This is a genomic window from Leptolyngbya sp. FACHB-541 (genome assembly GCF_014695875.1).
In the GTDB taxonomy this organism is placed as follows: Bacteria; Cyanobacteriota; Cyanobacteriia; order Elainellales; family Elainellaceae; genus JAAUTN01.
In genome coordinates this window covers 24575-36199 of record NZ_JACJPC010000013.1, presented here as the reverse complement: position 1 = coordinate 36199, position 11625 = coordinate 24575, and the positions used below count along the sequence as shown (strand labels likewise).

Genomic DNA, 11625 nt, shown 5'->3' with positions numbered 1-11625 from the left:
TTCCCAGGCTCTGGGTTTGAGCCATCAGCAACATCTTGCTCAGTATAGGTTACGCGCCCTCGCTTGTATTGTTGGGTTATCCGATCGCGGCAGTGGAGTATGAGTGACTGCAACCTTAAGGTTGCAGTCAGAAATTGAGATAGGGTTGACTGCTAGTGCAAGATTACCCGATCCCGATGGTGGCTGGCTGATTCAAGCAGTTCGTCAGGCGAAATTAGCAACGACGCATTACCCGCCGAAATGACTGCTATTTCATTGCCCACAAGGCTTGTAACATTCTTGTAGAGATATTTATAACACTTTCGCCAACAACATCGTCTGAGGGTGATAAGCAGCGGGCGATCGCGGTTTTGCCGTATTAAGCATTACCTACATCTTCATAAAATTTTCTGCTTGTAGTTTCATAACCTGCCTACCTTTACAGCGATTTCAGCGCAGCCACTAAGCGGCTGCAACGGTTGAAGGATCTGCCGATGAGGACTAAAGTTGAGTTTATAGCCATGCCTTACTTTGGTGAAGTACTGAGCTTTTCCAAGTTCAACTGTCTAGCCAAGGAACATTAAGTGTCAAAGCACAGTATTGTCGTCATTGGAACTTCAGCGGGTGGGATGGAAGCGCTGAAACAGTTGGTAGCTCATTTACCCTCTAACCTGTCGGCAGCAATCTTTATCGTCTGGCATATAGCTTCAGAATCCACAAACAAATTGCCTCAAATCCTAGAGCGGGTAAGCTCCCTGCCTGTGGCACAAGCAATTAATAACGAGACAATCCAACCGGGACGGATTTATGTTGCTCCCTCTGATCACCACTTACTCATTGAACTCGGTCAAGTTCGGGTAACCAAAGGACCTAAGGAAAACCGCTTTCGTCCCTCCGTCGATGTCTTGTTCCGCTCCGCTGCTCTAGCTTATGGATCGCAGGTTATAGGGGTTGTTCTGACTGGACTTCTCAATGATGGAGCATCTGGATTATATGCAGTGAAGGAGCGAGGTGGAAGAGCCGTTGTTCAAGACCCAGTTGATGCACTTCACCCCTCGATGCCAATTCAGGCAATGAAAGCAGTACCAGTCGATTACTGCGTTCCAATTAAAGAGATGGGAGCTTTATTAGGTCGCCTCAGCAACGAGGTTACCCAAGAGAAAGAGGAAATGCCAATGTCTGAACAGATGAAACTTGAGGTCGCGATTGCAGGAGAAGACAATGCCTTTAGGTCAGGCATCATGAAGCTAGGGAAACTTTCGCCCTATACCTGTCCTGAATGTCACGGGGTTCTTCTACAACTTAAAGACGGAGACTTAATCCGCTTTCGTTGCCATACAGGGCACGCTTATTCCCTAAACGCGCTGCTTACAGAAGTGACAGAGTCGATTGAGGCATCACTTTGGAGTACGCTGCGCGGGATTGAGGAGAGTGAATTATTGATGAACTATCTTGCTGAGCATCTTTATGAAGCAAACGATAGTGGTACAGCAGAACTTTTGCGGCAAAAATTGCAGGAAGCTAGCAAGCGAGCTGAGTTAGTCAGGCAGGCGATAAGAAGCAACGAAATTCTCAGTGAAGAAAAGCTCAGTAGCGATGGTGCGTCTTTTCATAAATGACGAGAATCTCACGGAGATCTCGTGAGCGAAAAGAGCCAGATGACTGATAGCCTGGGGATTACAAGCCTTTGTGTCGTAAAGGGGTAGCGAAGCTGCATTTAAGTGCCACGCGATCGCCCCTCTCCATCTGGGCACCCTGACCACATCGTTAAGGTGCCTTTGCTATGGATATTCGATTAAAACGAGTTTTAATCCCCTGTACGATCGCCGCTGTCCTAATGCTGGGCATTCCCTACGCTGGCATCCAGTACTTTAAGAGCCCAGGGCATCTGGTACGACAGCGAGGGGAATCCACACGCTGATATTTGGGTTGAGGAGTAGGGGCGATCGCTTCAACTGAGCTAAGTTTTATACAATAGCTGTTAGGCTGTTTCAGCATCGTTACTATGAAATGCCCAAAATGTAACACAGAGATGGAGAGAGGGCATTTTACTCTCCCTAACAACGTCATTTGGTATCCCGGAGATCGGAAGATTGGAATAGTGAAGAATCAGGTTCGGCTCGTGGGACGGTGGAACTTGCTCGGAACTCAAGCGGAAGGTTACATCTGCCAGAATTGCAGGTGGGCATCCTTCCAATATCCGGGAGGCTAGATCGTTGTAGTGCCTAACTTTTACTACGGTGGATGCCGAGTAGGGGCGATCGCTCTCTGCGTCTAAGCACAATCTCTACCCCAACATTTTGCGTTTTCCCCCGAATGGAAGAAACGCGAAAACTTCCCTATAAGCCTTGATGGAAGAAATTGTGTTCTCTGCTACGACCATGCGAAACATAGAAGATGAGCTTTCTTTTCAAAAGTCTTTGTTATCAGGACTAACAGTGCTTTTGGTCGAGAATGAGCCTGGACTGGCAGAACTGCTCACGTTCATTCTTGAGGGGAACGGAGCCAGAATCATCCTAGCCGGTTCTGCTACTGAAGCACTAAATCAGTTGGAACAGCGGCAACCAGACGTTTTGGTCAGCAACGTTAGGCTACCTGATGAGGACGGAAGCTGGTTGATTGAGCGAATTAGGCAGCTAGAGGAAGCATGGCGCGAACTCCCAGCTATCGGTGTAACTTCCTACCTTGGAGAAGTTGATGCCCAAGGAGCGTTGAGAGCCGGATTTCATCACTTTTTGTCCAAGCCGCTAGACCCAGATGAGTTGGTTCAAGAGGTACTTAAGCTTACTGGGCGACAATGACGGAATTTGTGGGAATATCAAATTCTCCTACAAATTCCGTCAAGGTTCCTGATCCATGTCCCTCGATGCTGATTTCAGTCTGGACAGTTTGAAGGTGCTGGTCGTAGATGATGATGTTGACAATCTCCAATTTCTCGCTTTCCTATTCGAGACTTATAGTGCAGAGGTAGCAGCAGTTAGCTCTGCTGATTACGCATTCCAGGCAGTTCTGGAGTGGCGACCAGACATTCTAGTCAGTAATGTGAGTATGCCTGACGTAGATGGTTACATGTTAATCCGCCGAATTAGAGGATTGACGGTTGAGCAAGGAGGGCAGGTGCCTGCGATCGCACTAACAGCTAACGCCAAAGAATCAGATCAGTTACAAGCGCTTGCAGCAGGATTCCAGCAGCATTTGGCTAAGCCTGTTGAGCAGGATGAGTTATTACAAGCTGTGTTGGCGCTAACTGCTAACAAGGCTACTGAGGCTCTTTAGACTTTGGAGAGTAGGAACTGTCTAATTCAACAACAGGGCTTGGAGTTGAATTAGACAGTTCCAGGACAGTTGTCACTTAACGTGCTTTTTAGGTTCTTCCCAACTTTACCGGCACAATCACTAATCAATTCGTGCAGTGGAGTTATATCTCAAGATAGATGAGGTGCTACATTTAATTCCTACTAAATTAGGTGTAGCAGATGCTATATCGCACCCATGCTCATGCAGATTCCACCTCAAAGTTCTCCATCTCAAACAAGGATTGCACTGAAACAACCAGCGTCTGGCAAGCTCGTTCGGGAACTTCGGCAACTAACTGCATTGAGCCAAGAACAATTTGCTGCCCTATTGGGCGTTGCTTACAGCACGATTAATCGCTGGGAAAACGGTCATGTTCAACCTTCCCTACTTGCACTCAAACAAATCAAAGCTCTTTTAGAAGAGATACACCGTTCCTCATCTGGTGAGAAGCAAGAATACAGCCAATTACTTCTCCAGCAGTACTTTCCAGTAAGGACGCAAAACCATGAGGTGTGAGGCTGACCCAGTTGAGTTGGAGCGCGTTCTCATTACAGAAGAATTGCTTCGGCGAACATCCAGAGCTCCTGCTTTAGAAGCTGAGAATAAGGCGCTTCGTACCCTCGCACGCCACCTGGCTCAATCATCACAAACCATCCTCAACGAGCTGGTGACACTTGCGAAAGACCTCTGTCAAGGTGGAACCGCTGGAGTCAGTTTGCTAGAAGTGACTGCGAGCGGAGAAGAGGTCTTTCGCTGGGTGGCTTTAGCCGGAGCGTTGAACCAATACCAGGGGGAGGCAACTCCAGTTAACTGTAGTCCCTGTGGAGTTTGCCTGGAGCGAGGAACACCTCAGCTTTATTTCTATCCAGAGCGATACTTTACCTACTTGCAGCAAGCACAACCCGCAATTGTTGAAGGGTTAGTCGTTCCCTTGTTAGCTGAGGATCGCTCGTTAGGCACGATCTGGATTGTGTCTCATGATGAGGAGCGGCACTTTGATGCAGAAGATGTGCGCCTGATGAGCAGCCTTGCCGACTTTACTACTGCCGCACTCCAAAGCAGTTGTACTCGTCAAATTGCTGAAGCCACGATCATCGAGCAGAAACGTAATGAAGCCCAACGCAGGCAGGCAGAAGCCGTACTGAGAGTAAGCGAAGCCCAGGCACGGCTCGCGATTAAGGTAGGACAACTGGGTACGTGGCACTGTGACCCAAACACAAACTTGGTTGAACTAGATGAGCGAATGCGCCAGATTTGGGGTGAGCCAGAGGATGCTGTCACGATTCCCCTTCCCAAGGTGATTGAGCGCATTCACCCGGACGATCAAGAGCGTGTAGCAGCCGCTGTTGGTGCAGCCTTGAATCCTCGGTCATCAGGTACCTACGATATCGACTATCGTATTGTCTGGGACGACGGAACCGAACGGTGGGTGTCAGCTAATGGACAAGCACAATTCGAGGGCGAGGGTGAGGCTCGGCATCCTGTCGGGTTCCTCGGCACCGCACTTGACATTACAGATCGTAAGCAAGCAGAAGTCGCGTTAGCCGCTCAAGAACAGCGATACCGCCATATTTTTGAGACGGTGAGTGTTTCGATTTGGGAAGAAGATTTCTCCCAGGTCAAAGCAGCAATCGACCAACTCAAAGCAGCAGGTGTTGAGGACTTTCATCAATACTTTGTGGAGCATCCCGAATTTGTACAACAGGCAGCAAGCAAGGTACATCTGCGGGATGTGAATCAAGCATCGCTGCGGATGTTTGGGGCTCAAGACAAGGCAGAATTGTTGAGTTCTCTGGAGCAAATTTTCGTCCCTGAAACTCAGGAAGCATTTACCCGAGAGCTTTTGGCAATTGCGACTGAAGCTCCCTTTCTTGCAACAGAGACGGTGCTGCAAACACTGCAGGGAGAGCGCTTTGATGTTTGGGTGACAATTACTTTCCCACCTAAGGCAGAACCCTATGACCGGGTGTTGGTTTCCCTGCTTGACATTAGCGCTCGCAAGCGAACAGAGGCAGCGCTACGCAATAGTGCTGAACGATTAAGCGTGGCATTAGCAGCGTCAAAACTTGGGGATTGGAGTTGGGATGCGGCAACAGACCTTGTGACGTTTTCAGATCAAGCCGCTACCATCTTTGGCGTTCCACCTGGTCCGCATCTGACTTGGGGGCAGATTCAAACTCTATTGCATGAAGACGATCAAGAGCAGGCACGCTTACAAGTTGAGCAGGCGATCGCCCAGCAGAGTGACTATGACATTGAGTATCGAGTGATTCAGCCGGGTGGAAGCGAACGATGGGTTGCCGCGAAGGGACGTGCTCAGTATGGAACTTCAGGGCATGTGGTCGGAATGCTAGGCGTCGTACAGGACATCACCGAGCGCAAACAGACAGAGCAAGAACGAGAACATCTATTCGCCCGCGTGCAGTCTGCCAATCAAACGCTGCAACGCTTCATTGAACACACTCCCACGGCTGTAGTGATGCTGGACAAAGAGATGCGCTATCTCTTTGCCAGTCGCCAGTGGATGCAGGAATATGCTCCAACTTATGGCGATCTCAAGGGGTTATCTCACTACGAGGTGATGAGTGATACTCCTGACCGTTGGCGAGAGGTTCATCAACGGTGTCTAGCTGGGGCGACGGAGCGCTGTGAGGAGGATTATTATGTTCGGGCGGATGGTTCAAGTCACTGGTTACATTGGGAAGTTCTTCCTTGGTATGACAGTAGAGGAGACATTGGCGGCATTATCCTCTTTGTTGAAAACATTACTGAGCGCAAGCAAGCGAACCAGGAGCGCGAAAACTTGCTAGAACGCGAACGGGCAGCGCGAGAAGCAGCAGAGACTGCCAATCGAGTCAAAGATGAATTCCTGGCAGTACTGTCCCACGAGTTGCGGTCGCCCCTAAACCCAATTCTGGGTTGGTCCAGGTTGCTGCAAACGAAAAAACTGGATGCGGCTAAGACAACAAAAGCGCTGGAAGTGATTGAACGCAATGCCAAATTGCAGTCTGAGCTGATTGAAGACTTACTCGATATCTCCCGCATTCTAAGCGGTAAGCTCAGTCTCAACGTGGGTTCAGTAGATCTAACTGCGACGATTCAAGCTGCAATGGAAACCATCCGGTTGGCAGCAGAAACTAAATCTATTGAGATACGGACAGCTTTTGCACCAGATGTTGGGCAGGTCTTAGGAGATGCGTCTCGGTTGCAGCAAGTGATCTGGAATTTGCTCTCAAATGCAGTTAAGTTCACGCCCCTAGAGGGACGGGTCGAGATTGAGTTACAACGCCTCGGCGCTTATGCTCAAATCATTGTCCGTGACACAGGCAAAGGCATTTCCCCTAACTTTTTGCCCTATGTGTTTGACTACTTCCGTCAAGCGGATAGCGCCACTACTCGCCAGTTTGGGGGATTAGGGCTAGGACTTGCAATCGTGCATCACTTAGTCGAATTGCATGGAGGAACGGTTGAGGCGGATAGCGCTGGTGAAGGACAGGGTGCAACCTTTACCGTTAAGCTGCCGATTATGCTATCCCAATCACTAGGCAACCAGGATAGCGATCTGATTGAGCAGTCCTTGGAGTTAAACGGCATTAAGGTTTTAGTAGTTGACGATGATACTGATACGCGAGAGTTTGTTGCCTTCTTGCTAGAGCAGGCTGGAGCAAGCGTAACAGCCGCTGCCTCAGCGGGTGAGGTTCTTACTGTTTTGCCTCAGCTTAAACCCGACGTTCTGTTGAGCGATATTGGGATGCCTGGGATGGACGGCTATATGCTACTCCAACGGGTCAGAACCCTTTCTTCTGAACTGGGAGGGCAAACTCCAGCGATCGCCCTCACTGCCTACGCCGGGGAACTTGATTATCAGCAAGCGATCTCAGCCGGATTTCAACAACATATCGCTAAGCCTGTCGAGCCAGAGAAATTAATTAGAACCATCATGTCACTAAGAATGACTCACACATTATCAACAAAAGAAACTGGATAAGGCTGATGCTGTTCTGCCTCCATTGCAACCTCTTAGCCCCTCTTGCTTAATAAACCGTGACTGAAGCATCACCTAAATCTCCATTACCTTTGGCTCGCTTACCCGCCAATGAAACGGAACGATTGGCAGCACTGCGGCGATACAAGATTCTGGATACGCCGCATGAAGCCGCGTTTGATCGCATTACCCGCTTGGCAGCGAAGCTGTTTGACATGCCGATTGCGCTCATTTCGCTAGTTGATGAATCGAGAGCGTGGTTTAAGTCCTGCGTTGGTTTCGGGGCAAGTGAAGTGCCGCGTGACGACACGCTTTGCAGCTTTGCAGTATTAACCGACGAGCCGCTGATTATCCCCGATGCTCGACTCGATGATCGTTTTGCCTGCAATCCTTTTGTGCAAAGTGAACCAGGGGTGCGGTTCTATGCCGGTGCGCCTCTGCTTAGTCAGGACGGCTTCAATCTAGGAACGTTGTGTCTGCTCGACAGTCAGCCCCGTGATCCATTAACGACAGATCAGCAAGCTACCCTGGTTGACTTAGCCGCGATGGTAGTCGATGAACTGGAACTGAGATTGGCGGCTCATCGAATTGCTCAGGTTGATGCCGCGCTGCTAGAGGTTACTCAAGGGGTGTCCTCGGTCACAGGTGACGCTTTTTTCGATGCACTGATCCAGCATTTTGCCAAAGTTTTAAACACTGATTATGTCTACATTGGCTTAATCGAAGGTGATGACCCGAAACGAATGAGGACGATCGCCACCTGCGCTCATGGTCAAATCGTCGAGAGTCTGACCTATCCGTTGCAAGATACACCCTGCTGGCAAGCAATTGAGCAGCGCAAAATTTGCTGCTACCCGCGCAATGTGCAGGCTTACTTTCCCCATGCGCCTCTGCTCAAGCCGCTCTCGGTTGAAAGCTATATAGCGGTTCCCTTCTTTGACGCTAACGGCACCCCTTTAGGATTGTTAGGGGTAATGGATGGTGAACCGTTAGAGCATGTGCAGCTTGCAGAATCGTTGCTGACAATTTTTGCTGAGCGGATTGTTACTGAGCTAGAGCGTCAACGAACCGAAGTGGCTCTACGTGAATCCGAAGAAAAATACCGCACGTTGTTTGAGTCGATCGACGAGGGCTTTTGCATTGTGGAAATGATCCTCAATGTCGAGGGAACACCAGTTGATTACCGTTTCGTGCAAATGAATCCAGCGTTCTTTAGGTTAACCGGATTGCCTAAAGACGCGCTGGGCAAAACGGCGCGTGAGCTTGTACCTGAACTTGAAGCCTTCTGGTTTGAAGTGTACGGCAAGGTGGCGCTGACAGGCGAAGCCATGCACTTTGAGAACTATTCCAAACCAATGAACCGTTGGTTCGATGTTCATGCCTCACGGGTTGGCGATGCTGAAAGCCGCCGCGTCGCCCTCGTTTTCAACAACATCACCGAGCGCAAACGGACAGAAGAAATTTTGCGCCGCACCGCTGAACTCGATGCTTTCCGCGTCTCTCTTGCCGACGCACTCCGCCCGCTTGCTGACCCGGTGGAGATTCAAGCGACAGCTAGTCGTGTGCTGGGCAAATATCTCGGTGCGAACCGCGTAGCGTACTTTGAGGTTCGCGGCGCTGATTACGTGGTTGAGCGTGATTACGTCAATGGATCTGAGGCACTCGCTGGTAGTTACCCGATTGATGCGTTCGGACCAAAGCTGCTCGCGGCGTACCGCAGTGGTTGTACTGTGACTGTACCCGATGTAGCAGCCGATCTCAACCTGTCTCCAACTCAGCGAGCAGCCTACACCACGATCCAGATTGGTGCTTATATTGGCATCCCGCTCATCAAGGAGGGCGAGTTCGTTGCTGGATTGGCAGTTCATGCGTCTAGCGCGCGAACTTGGACAGCGGATGAGGTGGCACTGGCAGAAGAAGTCGCCGAGCGCACTTGGGCGGCAGTTGAACGCGCTCGTGCTGAAGCCGCCTTGCGTGAGCGTGAACAACGCCTATCCATCGCCACTGCAGCAGCACAATTAGGAATATTCGAGTGGAAAGTGCCAGAGGATATCACGATCTGGGAGAACGAGAGACAGTACGAACTGTTCGGACTCACGCCCGCCGATGGTTCAGTTTCTGCTCAAGAATTTTTCGAGAACTACCTGCATCCAGACGATGCCGAAGCTCTCACAGCCAAACTGACAGAAGCGATGCAAACGGGCAGTTTGTTTCAAGCAAGTTACCGGATTTGTTGCAAGGACGGTATAACGCGCTGGCTCGAAGTCAACGGACAGTTTGAACTTGCTGCCGACGGTTCACCGCTACGATTCGTTGGGGTGAATGCCGACATTACCGATCGCAAACAGGCTGAAGCCACAATTGTGCAACGAGAAGCGCAATTTCGCCGATTGGCGGACGCAATGCCGCAACAAGTTTGGATTACCGATGCTCAAGGAAACACGCAATATGTGAACCAGCAATGGACAACTTACACCGGGCTGACACTGGAGCAGACTCAGGACATTCACTATGCAATTCAAGTGATTCACCCGGATGATTTTGAAGCAACAGGGCAACTGTGGAGTACCGCGCTTGCCACGGGGCTGCCGTATCAAGCTGAATTTCGCCTGAAATACCAGGCTGATCATACCTACCGTTGGTTTCTCTCCCGCGCGATCGCCATTCGTGACGAACAGGGACAAATTGTGCAGTGGTTTGGTACCAGCACGGACATTGAAGAATTCAGACGTGCCCAAGCTGAGCGCGAGCAACTCCTACAGCGAGAACAAACCGCGCGAGAATCTGCCGAGAACGCTAACCGGATCAAAGATGAATTTCTGGCAGTGTTGTCCCATGAGTTGCGATCGCCCCTCAATCCGATTCTGGGTTGGTCCACTTTACTTCTGGGTAAAAAACTAGATGAAGCTAAGACCGCCCAAGCGCTAACAACGATTCAACGCAACGCCAGGCTACAATCTGAACTGATTGAAGACCTTTTAGATGTAGCCCGGATTCTGCGCGGTAAACTTAGCCTTAACGTAGCTGCCGTTAATCTTGTTTCTATCATTCAGGCAGCAATGGAAACAGTACGGCTAGCAGCAGAAGCCAAATCAATTCAAGTAGAAGCAAGCCTTCCACCAGATGTGGGTCTGGTTTTGGGTGATTCCACTCGGTTGCAACAAGTGATCTGGAATCTCCTCTCAAATGCGGTGAAGTTCACGCCCAACGGAGGTCAGGTAAACATCCGATTAGAAAGTCTTGGCTCCCATGCCCAGATTACAGTGAGTGATACCGGGCAGGGAATCGAGCCTGAATTTCTGCCCTATGTGTTTGACCACTTTCGTCAAGCTAACGCTGCAACTACGCGGAAGTTTGGTGGATTGGGGTTAGGGCTAGCGATTGTACGGCACTTGGTCGAATTGCACGGGGGTACGGTCAGAGTTGAAAGTTTAGGAGTGGGAATAGGTGCAACCTTCACCATCAGACTTCCACTCATGCCTTTACAGACAATCCCTCATCAGAATGGTCGATCGTCAGAGTCATCTTCTAATTTGAACGGTGTTCAAGTATTAGTGGTGGACGATGAACCCGATTCACGGGAGTTTATTGCTTTTGTGTTAGAGCAAGCTGGAGCAAATGTGATGACAGCAACGTCTGCCCATGAAGCATTGATAACGTCAATTCAATCGAAGCCGGATGTGATAATTAGTGACATCGGGATGCCAGAAGTAGATGGCTACATGCTGATGCAACAGGTGAGAGCGTTGCCGCCAGATCAGGGCGGACAAGTTCCAGCGATTGCCCTCACTGCCTATGCTGGGGACTTCAACCAGCAACAGGCACTGCAAGCTGGATTTCAACAGCATGTGTCAAAACCAGTGGAACCAGAAGTATTGATAAGGGCGATCGCAAGTTTACTCAGGGACCCTAAGTGTTGAGCAGAAAGCTTTCTACTACATCGCACCTCTACCTTTACGCCTTATTCAGCCTGCCTCACTAGGCGCTGCACCAGAATGTACTGATGGGATAAATGGGGTCTTTTATTAATGGATGTTGTTGGTGAAAGTGTTACGAATGCTTGTACAGATGTGTTACAAGCTTTATGAGCAATGAAATAGCAGGCATTTCAGAGTCTGTCGTATTTGCGTAATCTTACTTGTAGTACATCTGCCAACGGCATCTATTCATAAAACGACCCCTGGTAGAAGAGCCAGCCCTTTTTTACAGCTATTCCTTAAGGTACAACTCTTGCCCGTTGTAGGCGTAAAGGTAGCGAAGCTGCATCTAAGCGCCACGCGATCGCTGAGATGCTTTAGTAGCAATGAGTCCAGCAAAAAAGTCTAGAATTTTGAAACTTGCCCATAAATGATAGCTGAGTTGCT

The 11625-nt window shown here is 49.7% G+C and carries 8 protein-coding genes; all 8 read left to right on the top strand.

Annotated features, from left to right (window positions below):
• Positions 1 to 103 precede the first annotated feature (103 nt).
• A complete protein-coding gene (locus H6G00_RS00665; protein ID WP_190795167.1) occupies positions 104 to 244 on the top strand; it encodes a hypothetical protein in 141 nt (46 codons plus the stop codon).
• A gap of 319 nt (positions 245 to 563) precedes the next feature.
• A complete protein-coding gene (locus H6G00_RS00660; RefSeq protein WP_190795166.1) occupies positions 564 to 1598 on the top strand; it encodes a chemotaxis protein CheB in 1035 nt (344 codons plus the stop codon).
• A 164-nt stretch (positions 1599 to 1762) separates the two neighbouring features.
• Positions 1763 to 1900 carry a hypothetical protein gene (locus H6G00_RS00655; protein ID WP_190795165.1) on the top strand — a complete coding sequence of 46 codons (138 nt, stop codon included), beginning with the start codon at positions 1763 to 1765 and terminating at the stop codon, positions 1898 to 1900.
• A gap of 430 nt (positions 1901 to 2330) precedes the next feature.
• Positions 2331 to 2780: a response regulator gene (locus H6G00_RS00650; RefSeq protein WP_190795164.1), complete on the top strand. Its 450-nt coding sequence runs from the start codon at positions 2331 to 2333 to the stop codon at positions 2778 to 2780.
• Positions 2781 to 2835: 55 nt separating this feature from the next.
• A complete protein-coding gene (locus H6G00_RS00645) occupies positions 2836 to 3255 on the top strand; it encodes a response regulator (RefSeq protein ID WP_190795163.1) in 420 nt (139 codons plus the stop codon).
• A gap of 222 nt (positions 3256 to 3477) precedes the next feature.
• Positions 3478 to 3792 carry a helix-turn-helix transcriptional regulator gene (locus tag H6G00_RS00640; RefSeq protein WP_190795162.1) on the top strand — a complete coding sequence of 105 codons (315 nt, stop codon included), beginning with the start codon at positions 3478 to 3480 and terminating at the stop codon, positions 3790 to 3792.
• On the top strand, positions 3782 to 7264 hold the full coding sequence (locus H6G00_RS00635) for a PAS domain S-box protein (protein ID WP_190795161.1): 3483 nt from the start codon (positions 3782 to 3784) through the stop codon (positions 7262 to 7264). The genes H6G00_RS00640 and H6G00_RS00635 overlap by 11 nt, the downstream gene beginning before the upstream one ends.
• A 56-nt stretch (positions 7265 to 7320) precedes the next feature.
• A complete protein-coding gene (locus H6G00_RS34550) occupies positions 7321 to 11181 on the top strand; it encodes a GAF domain-containing protein (RefSeq protein ID WP_199318257.1) in 3861 nt (1286 codons plus the stop codon).
• Positions 11182 to 11625 lie beyond the last annotated feature (444 nt).

Excerpts from the sequence above, each read along its gene's own strand:
- H6G00_RS00655 (WP_190795165.1), top strand. The coding sequence starts at position 1,763 with ATGGATATTCGATTAAAACGAGTTTTAATCCCCTGTACGATCGCCGCT.
- H6G00_RS00650 (WP_190795164.1), top strand. The coding sequence starts at position 2,331 with ATGGAAGAAATTGTGTTCTCTGCTACGACCATGCGAAACATAGAAGAT.
- H6G00_RS00645 (WP_190795163.1), top strand. The coding sequence starts at position 2,836 with ATGTCCCTCGATGCTGATTTCAGTCTGGACAGTTTGAAGGTGCTGGTC.
- H6G00_RS00640 (WP_190795162.1), top strand. The coding sequence starts at position 3,478 with ATGCAGATTCCACCTCAAAGTTCTCCATCTCAAACAAGGATTGCACTG.
- H6G00_RS00635 (WP_190795161.1), top strand. The coding sequence starts at position 3,782 with ATGAGGTGTGAGGCTGACCCAGTTGAGTTGGAGCGCGTTCTCATTACA.